The following is a 17,342-nucleotide window of genomic DNA, read 5'->3' as shown; positions in this document are numbered from 1 at the left end:
GTGATCAATCCAAATCCAAAACGTTCTGACGAGCCGGTCTTCTGGGGCCTGTTTGGCGCAGGCGGCATGTGGAGCGCCATCATCGCCCCCGTCATCATCCTGCTGGTCGGCATTATGCTGCCGCTGGGGCTGTTCCCGGGCGATGCGCTGAGCTACGAGCGCGTACTGGCGTTCGCGGGCAGCTTTATCGGTCGCGTGTTCATCTTCCTGATGATCGTCCTGCCGCTGTGGTGTGGTCTGCACCGTATTCACCATGCGATGCATGACCTGAAAATCCATGTCCCGAGCGGTAAATGGGTGTTCTACGGTCTGGCGACCATCCTGACCGTGGTGACGCTGATTGCCGTGGTCACCATCTGACGCTTCTGGCCCGCCATCCGGCGGGCCTTTTATTTCTGCATCTTTCCCACCAGCCACTGGGCAAACTCGCGCATTGCGGGCGTTTCTGTCCGTGACTGTAGTCTTGTCAGCCAGTAGCTGCCGAGGTCAATCTGCGTTGCAAACGGCTGCACGATGCGCTCGCTGCTGAGTAAATGGGTAAACATGTCGACAGGCGCAATGGCAATCCCGACGCCTGCCTGAGCCGCTTCCAGCATGGTCACGGACGAGTCAAACACCATCACCCGGTGCGTCGGCGAGGGAGGATGTTCACCCGCTGCCTGCATCCACGCAGCCCACTCGTCGCGTCGGTAGGAGCGAAGCAGGGTAAACTTCAGGATATCTGCCGGGCTTTTCAGGCAAGAGGCAATATCGGGTGTACAGAGCGCAGACAGCGGCGCGGCGCAAAGAAATTCAGCATCGGTTCCATGCCACGCGCCGCCACCGTAGCGAATGGTGTAATCAAGCCCTTCAGCCGCCGGATCGACGCGATTGTTATGGGTGGAAAGCTGAAGATCAATATGCGGATAGCAGCGGCGAAAGTCCGCGAGCTCTGAGAATAAAACACCCGTGGCAAAGGTCCCTACCACACCTATTTTGAGCTTCTCCTGAGCACGCTGGCTGGCAAAGCGATCCAACATTCCGGCGATACGATCGAACGAGTCATTCAGCACCGGCAGCAAATTCTCGCCTTCGGTGGTCAACATCAGCCCGCGCGAAACGCGGACAAACAGCTGGCAATTAAGGTGCTGCTCCAGCGCCTTTACGTGCTGGCTAATCGCGGAATGGGTGACGTTCAGCTCGATAGCGGCATGCGTAAAACTGAGGTGCCTGGCAGCAGCTTCAAACGCCCGCAGGGAATTAAGAGGAAGATAGCTGCGCGTCATAGTCTCGTCCGTTAGAAAAATTAACAGCTAATGCTAAATTTAACCGTTTGTCAGCCATAGTCAAATCCAACAGACTACAGCGGTCTGACGGGCCCGGACACTCCCTTGAACCGCTATTACGGAAGATAACTGATGATGAAAAAATCCCTAAGCTGTGCCCTGCTGCTCAGCACCGCCTGCTCGGTATTGGCTGCACCGATGTCAGAAAAACAGCTGGCTGAGGTGGTGGAACGTACCGTTACGCCGTTGATGAAAGCGCAGGCCATCCCGGGTATGGCGGTGGCGGTGATTTATCAGGGTCAGCCGCACTACTTTACCTTCGGTAAAGCCGATGTTGCGGCAAACAAACCTGTCACCCCACAAACCTTGTTCGAACTGGGCTCTATAAGTAAAACCTTCACCGGCGTACTGGGTGGCGATGCCATTGCTCGCGGTGAAATATCGCTCGGCGATCCGGTGACAAAGTACTGGCCTGAGCTGACGGGCAAGCAGTGGCAGGGGATTCGCATGCTGGATCTGGCAACCTATACCGCAGGCGGTCTGCCGTTGCAGGTGCCGGATGAGGTCACGGATACCGCCTCCCTGCTGCGCTTTTATCAAAACTGGCAGCCGAAGTGGAAGCCGGGCACCACGCGTCTTTATGCCAATACCAGCATTGGTCTTTTTGGCGCGCTGGCGGTCAAACCTTCCGGCATGAGCTATGAGCAGGCCATAACGGCGCGGGTCTTTAAGCCGCTCAAGCTGGACCATACGTGGATTAACGTTCCGAAAGCGGAAGAGGCGCATTACGCCTGGGGATACCGTGACGGTAAAGCGGTCCACGTTTCGCCAGGCATGCTCGACGCGGAAGCCTATGGCGTAAAAACTAACGTGAAGGATATGGCGAGCTGGGTGATGGTGAACATGGAGCCTGACTCCCTTCAGGATACTTCACTCAGGCAAGGCATTGCCCTGGCGCAGTCTCGCTACTGGCGCGTGGGGGCCATGTATCAGGGGTTAGGCTGGGAAATGCTTAACTGGCCGGTCGATGCCAAAACCGTAGTTGAAGGTAGCGACAATAAGGTGGCGCTGGCACCGTTGCCTGCGAGAGAAGTAAATCCTCCGGCACCGCCGGTTAAGGCCTCCTGGGTTCATAAAACAGGCTCTACCGGCGGATTTGGCAGCTACGTGGCCTTTATACCTGAAAAGCAGCTCGGCATTGTGATGCTGGCAAATAAAAGCTATCCGAACCCTGCACGCGTTGATGCGGCATACCGCATCCTCGACGCGCTGCAGTAAAACATTGCCGGGTGGCGGCTTCGCCTTACCCGGCCTACAAAATCCACGGTGTGACGCCGTACAAAAACCACATTTTCCTTGCCGTCATCTACACTTAACAAAAAACAGTAAGGAAACTCCTATGCGCATTTTGCCTGTTATCGCCGCGGTGACAGCCGCGTTTTTAGTGGTTGCCTGCAGTTCCCCTACCCCACCGCCTGGCGTTACCGTCGTCACGCCTTTTGATGCACAACGCTTCCTTGGAACATGGTATGAAATCGCGCGCCTCGACCACCGGTTTGAGCAGGGCTTAGAGAAGGTCACTGCGAATTACAGCCCGATGGATGATGGCGGTATTCAGGTGATCAACCGGGGCTATAACCCCGACCGGGAGATGTGGCAACAGTCGATTGGGAAAGCGTACTTCACGGGCGACCCGCGGCGGGCCGCGCTTAAAGTCTCGTTCTTTGGCCCGTTTTATGGCGGCTATAACGTGATCGCGCTCGACAGAGAGTACCGTCACGCGCTGGTCTGCGGGCCGGATCGCGACTATCTATGGATACTTTCCCGCACGCCAACACTTTCACCAGAAATGAAGCAGCAGATGCTGGACGTCGCGACCCGGCAAGGGTTTGATGTGTCAAAACTTATCTGGGTGAAACAACCCCATTAATGGGTGCTGAGCTTCAGCCCAACGATCCCGGCCACAATCAAGGCGAGGCTGGCGATACGCGCCAGACTCGCTGACTCTCCCAGCAGCAAAATGCCGGTGATAGCGGCACCCACCGCGCCAATACCCGTCCAGACGGCATAAGCCGTTCCCACAGGCAGAGAGCGCATCGCCCAGGATAACAGAACGATACTGACTATCATGGCGGTAACGGTAATGACGCTGGGCGTCAGGCGGGTAAATCCGTGGGTGTACTTGAGACCAATCGCCCATACCACTTCGAGCAGGCCAGCAATAAAAAGAATGATCCAGGACATGTCAGGCTCCTTAACTTAATACAAGTTGGGGCCGTCCCCGGTGAAAGAAACGCTTACGGGTCGTCCCGTAAGGCAGAGATTACGCCACCTATTGTGGTTAGCGTGCTATTTTTTTTCAATCATTTTTTGCTGAACACGTTAAGGCAAGAAATAGCCGCAGTATGGCGCGGAGTTCCGGCTTTTAGCACTCATCCGACTTCTCTATGATGATGTGCTTTCTGATGGCAGGAAGCCAAACCACTAGCCGACTGCGAATAAAATATGTTCAAAATTCTTTTGATTGACCGTTGTCACTTCACCCGCACGGGGTTTGAAGCATGGCTCAATCATTCCGGTTTGTTCCCGGGACACTACGTTGTGACCGGGCTGAATAATCTGTTTCTTGCCAGAGAACACATTCTGCAATGGAAACCTACGCTGGTTATTGCTGACCTGTACGGCTTCAGGCAGGACATTCACCATTTTCAGCAGCTTTCTTCTCTGCTTAACGCCAGTGAACGCTTACCGTTTATTTTGCTGCAATCGGGAGAGGACAGCGGCATGACAGACTGGCTCGGACAGTTCCCGGTGTGGTCGTCGTTGTTGAAAAACGCCAGTCTCGAAGAAGTGGCAACGGTTATCAACGACGCATTGATCTCGCGCTCATGCGCAGAAAGGCCAGCGGCGGCCGCCCCCTTGCTGACCCGGCAGGAAGAGAAAGTGCTGACATTGTGGATGGACGGCGCGAGCAATCAAAAAATTGCCGCTCACCTGAGTATCAATGGAAAAACGGTCTATACCTATAAACGCAATATCCGCATGAAATTGCATATGGATACGCGTTTTTCTCCGTTTTTATCCCTGCAGGAATCGGAAAGCTGACGGTACGAAACCCGGCTGGTCCCGTACCGTTTATTCATTACTGCTGAGCTTTTGTTGCTGCACCAGAGATTGCGCTACCACCTTCAGAAATATCCTGACCGACGCCACGCGTGGTATTACAGGCCGTTAACACTGAAGAAAGTACCAGGACTGAAAAGATCGCTGCAATTGTCTTCTTAACCATAATATCTTCCTTTTATAGCCAAAGTTGTTTTGTGTATAGCAACTTAAGAATAGACAAGATCCCGCCGGTTGACGGAAAAGGACGCATTTTTAGGAAAATTAGACGAACTTAGCTGGCGGCGTGAGAAATGATATGACCGAGATCCTGGATGTCTTGTCCCATTCCACGCGTGGTGTTACAGCCGGAAAGCAATGCGCAGGAAAGCGCTAACAGAAGCAGAATTTTAACGGTACGTTTCATCATCCCTGCCTGCAAGAATCAGGCGCAGCGGGCGCTGCGCCTTCAATCATACGTAAATTACTTCACGCGGGACACGTATTCGCCGGAGCGGGTATCCACTTTGATCACTTCGCCAGTCTGTACGAACAGTGGCACTTTAACCACGGCGCCGGTAGACAGTTTGGCTGGTTTACCGCCGGTACCTGCGGTATCACCTTTCAGACCTGGATCGGTTTCAACGATTTCCAGTTCTACGAAGTTTGGTGGGGTCACAGCGATAGGCTGACCGTTCCACAGGGTCACGATGCACTCAGCCTGATCCAGCAGCCATTTAGCGCTGTCACCTACCGCTTTCTCATCAGCAGACAGCTGTTCGAAAGTGGAGTTGTTCATGAAATGATAGAACTCACCGTCGTTGTACAGATAGGTCAGGTTCATATCAACAACATCAGCGCCTTCAGCGGAGTCAGTAGACTTGAAGGTTTTCTCAACACGGGTACCGGTCAGCAGACGGCGCAGCTTAACGCGTGCGAATGCCTGGCCTTTACCTGGTTTAACGAATTCGCTGGCTTCAACCGCGTACGGTTCGCCGTCCATCATGATTTTAAGACCAGCACGAAAATCGTTGCTATAGTACGTTGCCATAAGGCCCTCTAAATTTGTTAACTGGTAGCTAAGCCACAAAATGGCGCATATTGTAACCCTAAACACCCCGTCCAGAGAAGATTGGTTATCGCAACTTGCCGATGTAATCACCAGTCCTGATGAATTGCTGCGTCTTTTAGACCTCGATCAGCACCCAGAGTTGCTTGCAGGCCGCGAGGCAAAGCGCCTATTCGCCCTGCGCGTTCCCCGCGCGTTTGTGGCGCGGATGGAGAAAGGCAATCCCGACGATCCGCTATTAAAACAAACGCTTACTTCGCAGGATGAGTTTGTCACCGCGCCGGGTTATAGCACCGATCCGCTGGAAGAGCAGAACAGCGTGGTGCCCGGTTTACTGCACAAATATCTCAACCGCGCCCTGCTGCTGGTAAAAGGCGGCTGTGCGGTAAATTGTCGTTATTGCTTCCGTCGGCACTTCCCTTATGCCGAAAACCAGGGCAATAAACGCAACTGGCAGGTCGCGCTGGACTATATCGCCGCCCATCCGGAGCTGGATGAGATTATTTTTTCCGGCGGCGACCCGCTGATGGCAAAAGATCATGAGCTGGACTGGCTGCTGACTCAGCTTGAAGCCATCCCGCACATTAAGCGCCTGCGCATTCACAGCCGTTTACCGATTGTTATTCCGGCACGTATCACGGACGGCCTGGTGTCACGCCTGGAGCAGTCCCGATTGCAGGTGCTGCTGGTGAACCATATTAACCACGCGAACGAAATTGACGATGCGTTTCGCGCGGCGATGGCGCGACTGCGTAAAGCGGGCGTGACGCTGCTGAACCAGAGCGTGCTGCTGCGCGGCGTCAATGACAGCGCCCGCGTGCTGGCCGATCTGAGCAATGCCCTGTTTGATGCGGGCGTGATGCCCTATTACCTGCACGTGCTGGATCGCGTTCAGGGCGCGGCCCATTTCATGGTGACGGACGAAGAAGCCCGGCAGATTATGCGCGAACTGTTAACGCTGGTTTCAGGCTATATGGTGCCGAAGCTGGCACGCGAGATTGGCGGAGAGCCGAGCAAGACGCCGCTGGATTTGCAGCTGCGGCAGCACTAGTTTCCCCTCACCCTAACCCTCTCCCACAGGGAGAGGGAAAAAGGCAATCAGTTCGGGCACTTGTAGACCTGGCCGTTCATCTGGCTGGCGGTCGGGACGAAGCTGGACAGCATACTCTGCGTTGGGCTGCTCACGCCGTAAATCACGTTGCCACCCATTGCCGCAGCCTGGTTACGCAGGGCATTCGCCGCACCGCGCATAGAGCCACCTTCTTCGCCATGCTGACCAGACATCCAGTTGCTTTGCTCACCGGTTGCCGTGCCTAACAGCTGGCATTCACTGCCAGGCTTATCTTCCACAAAGCGAACGCCCTGGCCCGCTGCCGACAGCTCATTGCTGGAGCTACAACCCGCCAGCAGCAATGCTGCCCCTACAATCCCTGCACAGACTTTTACGCGCATGTTATTCCTCGTTTTCAATAAGCTGGACAGTAGTTGTCCGTGTGTAAATCTTATACCTAAAAGATGACCAAAAGAAAAACCCCCGAGCATTTCTGCCCGGGGGTTTTTCACATTCTACGACGTAGAGCGCACGATTACATCATGCCGCCCATTCCGCCCATGCCGCCCATACCAGCAGCACCTAAGTCAGGCGCATCGCCTTTTGGCAGGTCGGTCACCATGCACTCGGTGGTGATCATCAGACCAGCAACAGAGGCCGCGTACTGCAGAGCAGAACGGGTTACTTTAGTTGGGTCCAGGATACCGAAGTCGATCATGTTGCCGTATTCTTCGGTTGCCGCGTTGTAACCGTAGTTACCTTCGCCCGCTTTAACGTTGTTCGCCACAACAGATGGCTCTTCACCGGCGTTGGACACGATCTGACGCAGAGGCGCTTCCATTGCGCGCAGCGCAACTTTGATACCCACGTTCTGATCTTCGTTCTGAGCGGTCAGGCCAGCCAGTTTAGCGGCCACGCGCACCAGCGCAACGCCACCACCCGCAACCACGCCTTCTTCTACCGCAGCACGGGTCGCGTGCAGGGCATCGTCAACGCGTGCTTTTTTCTCTTTCATTTCAACTTCGGTCGCCGCACCGACTTTAATTACCGCAACGCCGCCAGCCAGTTTCGCTACGCGCTCCTGCAGTTTTTCACGGTCGTAATCGGAAGTCGCTTCTTCGATCTGCTTACGGATCTGACCCACGCGGCCCTGAATAGCGGCTTCTTCACCCACGCCATCGATGATGGTGGTGGTGTCTTTGTTGATCACAACGCGTTTCGCCTGGCCCAGGTCTTCCAGGGTCGCTTTTTCCAGCTCCATACCGATCTCTTCAGAGATCACGGTACCGCCGGTCAGAGTAGCGATATCCTGCAGCATCGCTTTACGGCGATCGCCGAAGCCAGGTGCTTTAACAGCAGCCACTTTCACGATGCCGCGCATGGTGTTAACCACCAGAGTTGCCAGCGCTTCGCCTTCAACGTCTTCAGCGATGATAACCAGCGGTTTGCCTGCTTTAGCAACGGCTTCCAGCACTGGCAGCATTTCGCGGATGTTGGAGATTTTCTTGTCAGCCAGCAGGATGAACGGGCTTTCCAGCTCAACAGCGCCAGTCTCTGGCTTGTTGATGAAGTATGGGGACAGGTAACCGCGGTCGAACTGCATACCTTCAACCACGTCCAGTTCGTCTTCCAGACCGGTACCGTCTTCAACGGTGATCACGCCTTCTTTACCGACTTTATCCATCGCTTCTGCGATCAGTTTACCTACGGTTTCGTCGGAGTTAGCGGAGATGGTACCAACCTGAGCAATGGCTTTAGAGTCAGAGCACGGTACGGACAGCGCTTTCAGTTCTTCAACAGCGGAGGCGACAGCTTTGTCGATACCACGTTTCAGATCCATTGGGTTCATGCCCGCAGCAACGGCTTTCAGACCTTCAGTGATGATAGCCTGCGCCAGAACGGTCGCGGTGGTGGTACCGTCGCCTGCAGCGTCGTTCGCTTTAGAGGCAACTTCTTTCACCATCTGCGCGCCCATGTTTTCGAACTTGTCTTCCAGCTCGATTTCACGTGCTACAGAAACACCATCTTTGGTGATGGTTGGCGCGCCGAAGGATTTATCCAGCACTACGTTACGGCCTTTCGGGCCCAGGGTCACTTTAACTGCATCTGCCAGTACGTTTACGCCGCGGAGCATTTTTACACGAGCGTCGTTACCGAATTTTACGTCTTTAGCTGCCATGTTCTTATTTCCTCAAATTCTCGTGCGTAAATTACGCTTCAACAATTGCCAGAATGTCGCTCTCGGACATGATCAACACTTCTTCATTGTCGATCTTCTCGGATTTCACGCCGTAGCCATCGTTGAAAATTACGATGTCACCAACTTTAACGTCCAGCGGCTGCACAGTTCCGTTTTCCAGGATGCGGCCCTTACCGACAGCGATGATTTCGCCACGCGTTGATTTGGCTGCTGCAGAACCGGTCAGAACGATGCCGCCAGCAGACTTGGTTTCAACTTCTTTACGTTTGACGATCACACGATCATGTAACGGACGAATACTCATTGATAGCTCTCCTTTGAGAAAGTCATTATCAGTTATGGATGACGCCGGCCCGCAAGCGGTTTTCCGACTAGTGCCCTGAGAGATGGGGATAGCTTTTTACCCCTTCAAGGGGGAGTTGAAAAAAAAATTTGCGAAAGTGTTACCATCGCCTCTCTTTTGGTACTGGCAGGGCGATGTCAATGAGTGGACTCAAGCAGGAGTTAGGGCTGGCGCAGGGCGTTGGCCTGCTCTCAACCTCCTTGTTAGGTACGGGCGTGTTTGCCGTACCGGCACTGGCGGCGCTGGTCGCGGGAAATAATAGCCTGTGGGCGTGGCCAGCGCTGATTGTACTGGTTTTCCCGATAGCCATTGTGTTTGCCATCCTGGGGAGGCATTTCCCCAGCGCGGGCGGCGTGGCGCACTTTGTCGGCCTGGCCTTAGGGCCGCGGCTGCAGCGTGTCACCGGCTGGCTGTTTCTCTCCGTCATTCCGGTTGGCCTTCCTGCGGCATTGCATATTGCGACCGGCTTTGGTCAGGCGCTGTTTGGCTGGCATAACGAGCAGTTATTGCTGGCTGAGTTGGGCACGCTGGCTATCGTCTGGTGGGTGGGCTCTCGCGGAGCCCGCTCCAGCGCCAACCTGCAGACGCTGGTTGCGGTGCTGATTGTCGCGCTCGTTGCCGCTATCTGGTGGGCGGGCGATATCACAATCAAGGAAATTCCCTTCCCGGCGGTGACAGACGTCGATCATTCACAGCTTTTCGCCGCGCTCTCCGTCATGTTCTGGTGTTTTGTGGGTCTGGAAGCCTTTGCCCATCTTGCCTCTGAATTTAAGCAGCCTGAGCGCGATTTCCCCCGGGCGCTGATGATAGGCCTGCTGCTGGCAGGCACGGTCTACTGGGCGTGTACCGTGCTGGTGTTGCACTTCCACGCGTTCGGCGCGGATCTCGCCGCCGCGGCATCGCTGCCGGGTATCGTGGTTAATCTGTTTGGTGTGAAGGCGCTGTGGATCGCCTGCGTCATCGGCTATCTGGCCTGTTTTGCCAGCCTCAACATTTATATCCAGAGCTTTGCCCGGCTGGTGTGGTCGCAGGCGCTCGACAAACCTGAGAATCGCCTCGCGCGCCTGTCTAAACGCCAGCTTCCGCTGAATGCCCTGAATGCCGTGCTGGGCTGCTGCGTGTTGAGCACGCTGTGTATTTACGCACTGAAGATCAATCTGGACGCGCTGATCGTCTACGCCAACGGCATTTTCATTATGATCTACCTGCTGTGCATGCTGGCGGGATGTCGTTTGCTGCAAGGTCGCTATAAAACACTGGCGGTCATCGGGGGTGGGCTTTGCCTGCTGTTGCTGGCGATGGTGGGATGGAAGAGTCTGTACGCGATTGTCATGCTGGCAGGACTGTGGCTGTTTTTACCGAAGCGCGATGCGCACCAGTAGCGCCCGGTAAGCGAAGCGCCACCGGGCAAATCTATCACCGATCGTCTTTATGGTCTAAACGGTCGTGCTGTTCATCTTTACGCTGATATTCCCCTTCAAAGGTATCGCCTGGCCCGGTGCTGAACCCACCGCCAGGCATACGGTTAAAGCGCAGATGCGGCAGCAGCTTCATGGTCAGGTGCTTTTGCACCGGCGGCAGAAGCAACAGAAGGCCGAGGAAGTCGGTGAAGAACCCCGGCAGGATCAGCAGCAGCCCCGCAATAATCAGCGATACGCTTTTGATCATCTCCGCTGCCGGGCTTTCGCCTGCGGCCATCTTCTCCTGCATTAACAGGAAATTTTTGAAACCCTGATTACGCACCAGCGACATGCCGATGACGGAGGTGAAAATCACCAGAATCAGCGTCAGCAGGACGCCCAGCACATGGGCAACCTGGATGAAAATGGAAATCTCAATGTAAACATAGAGAAAGAAAGCAATAAACGGTATCCAGCGCACTGGCATCTCCTGTGTGGCAAGGGCCGGCGGGCCCCTGTCTGAATGTGTTCGCGACGCGCGTTTGTATGAGATGGTGACGGTTAGCGAAAATTCAATCAGTTTGCACGGATATTTTTTTTGGAAATATTAAAGCGGTGACCCATTTCACAGATTAATAATTATCATGGAATCGGCTCGATAATAAGTGATCCAGCTTACGGCAATTCGCTATCATCAGCATATGATCTCGAACATCTGGCTGATTGAGGGAATAATCGTCGGCCAGAAAATATTCAAAACCACATAAATACTGTGTGTTTAGTACAATCCATCGGCAGCTTGAAAAGAAGGTTCACATGTTAAACAACATTCGTATCGAAGAAGACTTGTTGGGTACCAGGGAAGTTCCAGCGGATGCCTACTACGGTGTTCACACTCTGAGAGCGATTGAAAACTTCTACATCAGCAACAGCAAAATCAGCGACATCCCTGAGTTTGTCCGTGGCATGGTGATGGTGAAGAAAGCCGCAGCCCTGGCCAACAAAGAGCTGCAAACCATTCCTAAAAGCGCGGCAAATGCGATTATCGCAGCCTGCGATGAAGTGCTGAACAACGGCAAATGCATGGACCAGTTCCCGGTTGACGTCTATCAGGGCGGCGCGGGCACCTCCGTCAACATGAATACCAACGAAGTACTGGCAAACATTGGCCTGGAGCTGATGGGTCACCAGAAAGGTGAATACCAGTACCTTAACCCGAACGACCACGTTAACAAATGCCAGTCCACCAACGACGCTTACCCTACCGGCTTCCGTATCGCGGTGTATGCCTCTGTAGTGAAACTGGTGGATGCGATCAACCAACTGGGTGATGGCTTCCAGCGTAAAGCGGTTGAGTTCCAGGACATCCTGAAAATGGGTCGTACCCAGCTGCAGGACGCGGTGCCGATGACCCTCGGCCAGGAATTCCACGCGTTTAACGTGCTGCTTAACGAAGAGACCAAAAACCTGCTGCGCACCTCCGAGCTGCTGCTGGAAGTGAACCTGGGCGCAACCGCCATCGGTACACGTCTGAACACCCCGGATGGCTATCAGCAGCTGGCGGTACAGAAGCTGGCTGAAGTCTCTAACCTGCCGGTTGTGCCTGCAGAAGACCTGATTGAAGCGACCTCCGACTGCGGCGCCTACGTCATGGTACACAGCGCCCTGAAACGTCTGGCAGTGAAACTGTCCAAAATCTGTAACGACCTGCGCCTGCTTTCCTCCGGTCCGCGCGCTGGCCTGAACGAAATCAACCTGCCAGAGCTGCAGGCGGGTTCGTCCATCATGCCGGCCAAGGTGAACCCGGTTGTGCCAGAAGTGGTGAATCAGGTTTGCTTCAAAGTCATCGGTAACGATACAACCGTGACCATGGCCTCTGAAGCGGGTCAGCTGCAGCTGAACGTGATGGAGCCAGTGATTGGCCAGGCGATGTTTGAATCTATCCACATCCTGACCAACGCCTGCTACAACCTGCTGGAAAAATGCATTAACGGCATCACAGCGAATAAAGAAATCTGTGAGGGTTATGTCTATAACTCCATCGGGATCGTCACCTACCTCAACCCGTTCATCGGTCACCACAACGGTGACATCGTCGGTAAGATTTGTGCCGAAACCGGTAAGAGCGTACGTGAAGTGGTGCTGGAGCGCGGGCTGTTGACCGAAGCGGAGCTGGACGATATCTTCTCGGCCCAGAACCTGATGCACCCGGCATATAAAGCAAAACGATATACCGATGAAAGCGAACAGTAACCGTTCAGGCTAGGCTTCTTAAGGCACGTCACTTGTGACGTGCCTTTTTTCTTTTTAGGCGTTACCGAAATACAACAATTCAATATCAACTTGTTAATAAGCAAGGAAGGTCCTTATGTTTGGAGCAGAACTCGTCATCGTCTTGTTGGCGATTTATTTGGGAGCAAGACTCGGGGGTATCGGCATCGGTTTTGCTGGTGGTCTCGGGGTGCTCGTTCTTACCCTTATCTTTCAGATTAAACCCGGCGCAATCCCGTTTGACGTTATCGAAATCATCATGGCCGTTATTGCCGCTATCGCCGCCATGCAGGTGGCAGGCGGTATGGACTACCTGGTGAGCCTGGCGGAGCGTATGCTGCGCCGCCATCCAAAATACATTACCTTCCTTGCCCCGCTGGTGACCTGGTTTATGACCATTCTCGCCGGTACGGGCCACACCGCCTTCTCCACGCTGCCGGTGATTACCGAAGTGGCGAAAGAGCAGGGTATCCGTCCGTCTCGTCCGCTCTCTATTGCCGTCGTCGCGTCCCAGATTGCGATTACCGCCTCGCCGATTTCCGCTGCGGTGGTCTTCTTCGCCGGTATCCTTGAACCGATGGGCGTGAGCTACCTGACGCTGCTGGCGATCTGTATCCCGGTGACGCTGATTGCAGTGATGATTACTGCCGTGCTGTGTAACTTCCTCGGCGCTGAACTGAAAGACGATCCGGTTTATCAGGAGCGTCTGGCAAAAGGTGAAGTGAGCCTGCGCGGCAGCCAGGTCTTCGAGCTGAAGCCACATGCGAAGCGCTCCGTGCTACTGTTCCTGATTGGGATTGTCGCCGTCATGTTCTATGCGACCGCCATCAGCGATACCGTGGGCCTGATCCAGAACCCGGTCCTGCCGCGTAACGAAGCGATTGTGGTGTTCATGCTGACCATCGCAACACTGATTAGCATCACCTGTAAAATCGACACCAGCGAAGTGCTGAACGCCAGCACCTTCAAATCCGGTATGAGCGCCTGCGTGTGCGTGCTGGGTGTGGCGTGGCTCGGTGATACCTTCGTGAAAGCGCACATCAGCGACATTCAGACCGTAGCAGGCGACCTGCTGCACAACTATCCGTGGCTGCTGGCGGTGGTGCTGTTCTTTGCCGCTACCCTGCTTTACTCCCAGGCGGCGACCACCAAAGCGCTGATGCCTGCGGCACTGATGCTGGGCGTTACCCCGCTGACGGCGATTGCCTCTTTCGCGGCGGTTTCTGCCCTGTTCGTTCTGCCAACCTACCCAACCCTGCTGGCGGCGGTGGAGATGGACGACACAGGCTCAACCCGTATCGGTAAGTATGTGTTTAACCATGCGTTCCTGATCCCGGGCGTGGTTGCCATTTCGCTTTGCGTGATCCTCGGCTTTATCATTGGCGGCGTGGTGCTGTAAACGATGAGTGGTTGTAAAAATAGTTAAAATCGGGCCGCTCTGCGGCCCGTTTCATTAATGACCAATCGCCTTGCGTGATATAGTGAAGACTTTCGTGATGAGGAGGTCGACTTGTGAACACGCCTGATGCTGTTGTCGTACTGTGTACCGCCCCTGATGAAGCCTCTGCCCAGGATCTCGCCGCCAAAGTGCTGGCCGAAAAACTGGCTGCCTGCGTGACGCTCCTCCCCGGCGCTACCTCTCTTTACTATTGGGAAGGTAAGCTGGAGCAAGAGTACGAAGTTCAGATGTTGCTCAAAACCAATCTGGCGAATCAGCAGGCTCTCCTGGACTGCCTCAAATCTCATCATCCTTACCAAACCCCGGAGCTGCTGGTCCTGCCAGTGGTTCATGGCGATAACGACTATCTCTCATGGCTCAACGCTTCCTTACGCTGATCCTGCTGCTGTGCAGCACGTCAGCTTTTGCCGGGTTGTTTGACGCGCCCGGCCGTTCGAACTTCATCCCTGCCGACCAGGCTTTCGTTTTCGATTTTCAGCAAAACCAGCATGACCTTACGCTCAACTGGCAGGTGAAAGAGGGTTATTACCTCTATCGCAAGCAGGTAAGCATTACACCTGCTCAGGCCAGCGTGGGCGCTTTACAGATGCCCTCTGGCGAGTGGCATGAGGACGAGTTCTACGGCAAGAGTGAAATCTACCGCCAGCGCCTGAGCGTGCCTGTTACGGTGAATCAGGCGGATAAAGGTGCGACCCTGACGGTGACCTATCAGGGGTGCGCGGACGCGGGATTCTGCTATCCGCCTGAAACGAAGGTCGTTCCGCTCAGCGAAGTTAAGGCTGCCGCCGCTTTCTCCCCTCTCCCCTCTGGGGAGAGCGGTAAAAGTGAAGCCGCGTCAGACCTTCCGTTCTCCGCGCTGTGGGCCTTGCTGATCGGTATCGGCATTGCCTTTACGCCGTGCGTGCTGCCGATGTATCCGCTCATCTCTGGCATCGTGCTGGGCGGTAAGCAACGGCTTTCCACCGCCCGCGCCCTGCTGTTGGCCTTTATTTATGTGCAGGGCATGGCGTTGACCTACACAGCCCTTGGCCTTGTGGTTGCCGCTGCCGGGTTACAGTTCCAGGCCGCACTGCAGCATCCTTACGTCCTTATTAGCTTGTCGGTGGTGTTTATCCTGCTGGCTCTGTCGATGTTCGGCCTGTTTACCCTGCAGTTACCGTCATCTCTGCAAACTCGCTTAACGCTAATGAGTAATCGCCAGCAGGGTGGCTCGGCCGGCGGGGTATTCGCAATGGGAGCCATCGCTGGTTTAATTTGTTCCCCTTGCACCACCGCACCGCTGAGCGCCATCCTGCTCTATATTGCCCAGAGCGGGAATCTGTGGCTTGGCGGCGGTACGTTGTACCTTTACGCGCTGGGCATGGGCCTGCCGCTGATTCTGGTCACGGTTTTCGGCAATCGACTTCTGCCGAAGAGCGGCCCGTGGATGGAGACGGTGAAAACCGCGTTTGGCTTTGTGATTCTGGCGCTGCCGGTGTTCCTCCTCGAGCGTATCATCGGCGACGTCTGGGGTTTGCGTCTGTGGGCGATGCTCGGCGTAGCATTCTTCTCCTGGGCGTTTATCGTCAGTCTGGGGGCGAAAAAAGCGTGGATGCGCCTGGTGCAAATCCTCCTGCTCGCCGCCGCGCTGGTGAGCGTGCGTCCTCTTCAGGACTGGGCGTTCGGCTCGCCGGTAGGCCAGACGCAGGCGCATCTGAACTTCATCCAGATTAAGAACGTTGATGAGCTCAACAGCGCGCTCGCACAGGCAAAAGGCAAACCGGTGATGCTCGATCTCTATGCCGACTGGTGCGTTGCCTGCAAAGAGTTTGAGAAATATACCTTTAGCGATCCGCAGGTGCAAAGCGCCCTGAAAGAGACCGTTTTGCTTCAGGCGAACGTGACCGCCAATAATGCGCAGGATAAGGCTCTGCTAAAGCAGCTTAACGTGCTCGGGCTGCCAACCATTCTGTTCTTCAATCAGCAGGGCCAGGAGCAGCCAGAAAAGCGTGTAACCGGGTTTATGGATGCAGCGGCATTTAACGCGCATTTGCGCAATCGCCAACCGTAAACAACACTTTAAACGGGACAAACCGTTGGGAATAGCGGAGGAGATAACCGTGCAACGTGAAGACGTACTGGGACAAGCCCTGCAATTACTTGAGATTCAAGGGATCGCCAGCACCACGCTTGAGATGGTAGCCGACCGTATCGATTACCCCTTGGATGATCTTAAGCGCTTCTGGCCGGATAAAGAGGCGCTCGTTTATGATGCCCTGCGCTATCTCAGCCAGCAGGTTGATGTCTGGCGCAGGCAGCTGATGCTGAATGAAGAACTGACTGCGGAACAAAAGCTGCTGGCGCGCTATACCGCCCTGACGGAATGTGTCAGCAACAACCGGTACCCGGGTTGTCTGTTCATCGCCGCCTGCACTTATTTTCCCGACCCAGGCCATCCTGTCCATCAGCTGGCGGATCAGCAAAAACGGGCGGCACATGACTTCACCCACGAGCTACTGACCACGCTGGAAGTGGATGACCCGGCAATGGTGGCGAAACAGATGGAGCTGGTGCTGGAGGGCTGCCTGAGCCGCATGCTGGTGAACCGTAGCCAGGCCGACGTGGATACGGCGCACCGGCTGGCGGAAGATATTCTGCGCTTTGCTCAGTGCCGTATGGGCGGGGCATTGACGTAAGCGAACCTGTTAAATTCGACGTATTCGGCGCGTAAACCGCCAGATTGCCGCAAACTTAAGCAGTTGAACAGCTTTTCCCGAAATAATGTTGACGCTAGAGCGTGATTGCGGTTTAATGCGCTCCGTTGCCCGGATAGCTCAGTCGGTAGAGCAGGGGATTGAAAATCCCCGTGTCCTTGGTTCGATTCCGAGTCCGGGCACCATTATTTAAAGAACCCAGCCTATGGCTGGGTTTTTGCTTTTCTGCGTTTATCAAAACCTTCCCTGTTTTTATATTCCCGTTTCTCTTTCCAGTAAGATCGTGCGGTCTGGTCTGCCCGGTGGTGCTGCGCTTACCGGGCCTACGGATTTTGCAGGCAGGATAAGGCGAAGCCGCCATCCGCCATGATTTCTGACGCACAAAGCAAAAAACCCCGCACCTTACGGTACGGGGTTCTTCTAATTGATGCCTGGCAGTTCCCTACTCTCACATGGGGAGACCCCACACTACCATCGGCGCTACGGCGT

General features: G+C 54.9%; 20 protein-coding genes and 1 tRNA gene. 12 read left to right on the top strand and 9 right to left on the bottom strand.

Going from position 1 to position 17,342, the window contains the following annotated elements; all coding sequences use genetic code 11:
- Entirely contained in the window at window positions 1-360 is a 360-nt protein-coding gene (frdD, locus tag ACDO57_RS13745) for a fumarate reductase subunit FrdD (RefSeq protein ID WP_013095272.1), read from the top strand.
- Between the two features lie 29 nt (window positions 361-389).
- On the opposite strand, the gene ampR is transcribed toward frdD, so the two are convergent.
- The gene (gene ampR, locus ACDO57_RS13740; protein ID WP_024907348.1) at window positions 390-1,265 is read right to left on the bottom strand and encodes a LysR family transcriptional regulator AmpR; all 876 of its coding nucleotides are present in this window, start codon (window positions 1,263-1,265) and stop codon (window positions 390-392) included.
- 132 nt (window positions 1,266-1,397) lie between these two features.
- Between ampR and blaACT the strand changes: the two genes are divergently transcribed.
- On the top strand, window positions 1,398-2,543 hold the full coding sequence (gene blaACT, locus ACDO57_RS13735; protein ID WP_048990209.1) for an ACT family cephalosporin-hydrolyzing class C beta-lactamase: 1,146 nt from the start codon (window positions 1,398-1,400) through the stop codon (window positions 2,541-2,543).
- Window positions 2,544-2,664: 121 nt separating this feature from the next.
- On the top strand, window positions 2,665-3,195 hold the full coding sequence (locus ACDO57_RS13730; RefSeq protein ID WP_024907350.1) for a lipocalin family protein: 531 nt from the start codon (window positions 2,665-2,667) through the stop codon (window positions 3,193-3,195).
- Here ACDO57_RS13730 and sugE read toward each other — a convergent pair.
- Window positions 3,192-3,509: a quaternary ammonium compound efflux SMR transporter SugE gene (gene sugE / locus ACDO57_RS13725; protein ID WP_008502938.1), complete on the bottom strand. Its 318-nt coding sequence runs from the start codon at window positions 3,507-3,509 to the stop codon at window positions 3,192-3,194. The two genes, ACDO57_RS13730 and sugE, sit on opposite strands and share 4 nt — an antisense overlap.
- Before the next feature lie 261 nt (window positions 3,510-3,770).
- Between sugE and ACDO57_RS13720 the strand changes: the two genes are divergently transcribed.
- A complete protein-coding gene (locus ACDO57_RS13720; protein ID WP_024907351.1) occupies window positions 3,771-4,370 on the top strand; it encodes a LuxR C-terminal-related transcriptional regulator in 600 nt (199 codons plus the stop codon).
- 37 nt (window positions 4,371-4,407) lie between these two features.
- Here the strand turns inward: ACDO57_RS13720 and ecnB are convergent, their stop codons facing one another.
- From ecnB to efp, 3 genes are all read right to left on the bottom strand, one after another.
- On the bottom strand, window positions 4,408-4,554 hold the full coding sequence (gene ecnB, locus ACDO57_RS13715; protein ID WP_003025482.1) for a lipoprotein toxin entericidin B: 147 nt from the start codon (window positions 4,552-4,554) through the stop codon (window positions 4,408-4,410).
- Between the two features lie 108 nt (window positions 4,555-4,662).
- Window positions 4,663-4,794, bottom strand: a complete 132-nt coding sequence (locus tag ACDO57_RS13710) for an entericidin A/B family lipoprotein (protein ID WP_048990206.1) — start codon at window positions 4,792-4,794, stop codon at window positions 4,663-4,665.
- A 57-nt stretch (window positions 4,795-4,851) separates the two neighbouring features.
- Entirely contained in the window at window positions 4,852-5,418 is a 567-nt protein-coding gene (gene efp, locus ACDO57_RS13705; RefSeq protein WP_010427766.1) for an elongation factor P, read from the bottom strand.
- 40 nt (window positions 5,419-5,458) lie between these two features.
- On the opposite strand from efp, the gene epmB reads away from it, so the two are divergent.
- On the top strand, window positions 5,459-6,487 hold the full coding sequence (gene epmB / locus ACDO57_RS13700) for an EF-P beta-lysylation protein EpmB (RefSeq protein WP_049123429.1): 1,029 nt from the start codon (window positions 5,459-5,461) through the stop codon (window positions 6,485-6,487).
- A 47-nt stretch (window positions 6,488-6,534) separates the two neighbouring features.
- Here epmB and ACDO57_RS13695 read toward each other — a convergent pair whose 3' ends face one another.
- The 3 genes from ACDO57_RS13695 to ACDO57_RS13685 all read right to left on the bottom strand — a co-directional run bounded on the left by ACDO57_RS13695 (window position 6,535) and on the right by ACDO57_RS13685 (window position 8,991).
- Complete coding sequence (locus ACDO57_RS13695; protein WP_023310115.1) at window positions 6,535-6,888, bottom strand: DUF4156 domain-containing protein; 354 nt, start codon at window positions 6,886-6,888, stop codon at window positions 6,535-6,537.
- Window positions 6,889-7,022: 134 nt separating this feature from the next.
- Window positions 7,023-8,666: a chaperonin GroEL gene (gene groL, locus ACDO57_RS13690; RefSeq protein ID WP_023310114.1), complete on the bottom strand. Its 1,644-nt coding sequence runs from the start codon at window positions 8,664-8,666 to the stop codon at window positions 7,023-7,025.
- Between the two features lie 31 nt (window positions 8,667-8,697).
- Window positions 8,698-8,991: a co-chaperone GroES gene (locus tag ACDO57_RS13685; protein ID WP_003855929.1), complete on the bottom strand. Its 294-nt coding sequence runs from the start codon at window positions 8,989-8,991 to the stop codon at window positions 8,698-8,700.
- A gap of 179 nt (window positions 8,992-9,170) precedes the next feature.
- On the opposite strand from ACDO57_RS13685, the gene yjeH reads away from it, so the two are divergent.
- Window positions 9,171-10,412: an L-methionine/branched-chain amino acid transporter gene (gene yjeH / locus ACDO57_RS13680; RefSeq protein ID WP_370884137.1), complete on the top strand. Its 1,242-nt coding sequence runs from the start codon at window positions 9,171-9,173 to the stop codon at window positions 10,410-10,412.
- Between the two features lie 34 nt (window positions 10,413-10,446).
- Here the strand turns inward: yjeH and ACDO57_RS13675 are convergent, their stop codons facing one another.
- Complete coding sequence (locus tag ACDO57_RS13675; protein ID WP_024907356.1) at window positions 10,447-10,911, bottom strand: FxsA family protein; 465 nt, start codon at window positions 10,909-10,911, stop codon at window positions 10,447-10,449.
- Between the two features lie 335 nt (window positions 10,912-11,246).
- On the opposite strand from ACDO57_RS13675, the gene aspA reads away from it, so the two are divergent.
- The 6 genes from aspA (at window position 11,247) to ACDO57_RS13645 (ending at window position 17,038) form a co-directional block, all read left to right on the top strand.
- The gene (gene aspA, locus ACDO57_RS13670) at window positions 11,247-12,683 is read left to right on the top strand and encodes an aspartate ammonia-lyase (protein ID WP_370884136.1); all 1,437 of its coding nucleotides are present in this window, start codon (window positions 11,247-11,249) and stop codon (window positions 12,681-12,683) included.
- Window positions 12,684-12,798: 115 nt separating this feature from the next.
- Complete coding sequence (locus ACDO57_RS13665; protein WP_024907357.1) at window positions 12,799-14,100, top strand: anaerobic C4-dicarboxylate transporter; 1,302 nt, start codon at window positions 12,799-12,801, stop codon at window positions 14,098-14,100.
- Window positions 14,101-14,213: 113 nt separating this feature from the next.
- Window positions 14,214-14,537: a divalent cation tolerance protein CutA gene (cutA, locus tag ACDO57_RS13660; RefSeq protein WP_014168278.1), complete on the top strand. Its 324-nt coding sequence runs from the start codon at window positions 14,214-14,216 to the stop codon at window positions 14,535-14,537.
- On the top strand, window positions 14,513-16,210 hold the full coding sequence (locus ACDO57_RS13655; RefSeq protein ID WP_370884135.1) for a protein-disulfide reductase DsbD: 1,698 nt from the start codon (window positions 14,513-14,515) through the stop codon (window positions 16,208-16,210). Before cutA ends, ACDO57_RS13655 begins: the two co-directional genes overlap by 25 nt.
- 49 nt (window positions 16,211-16,259) lie before the next feature.
- Window positions 16,260-16,835 (top strand): transcriptional regulator, encoded by a 576-nt coding sequence (locus tag ACDO57_RS13650; RefSeq protein ID WP_032651314.1) that lies wholly within the window; start codon window positions 16,260-16,262, stop codon window positions 16,833-16,835.
- A 127-nt stretch (window positions 16,836-16,962) separates the two neighbouring features.
- Window positions 16,963-17,038, top strand: a tRNA-Phe gene (locus ACDO57_RS13645).
- Window positions 17,039-17,342 lie beyond the last annotated feature (304 nt).

This window comes from Enterobacter cloacae complex sp. 2015409 (assembly GCF_041365315.1).
Taxonomy (GTDB): domain Bacteria; phylum Pseudomonadota; class Gammaproteobacteria; order Enterobacterales; family Enterobacteriaceae; genus Enterobacter; species Enterobacter pseudoroggenkampii.
The sequence above is the reverse complement of the archived record's forward strand: the minus strand, read 5'-3'. Positions and strand labels throughout refer to the sequence as shown.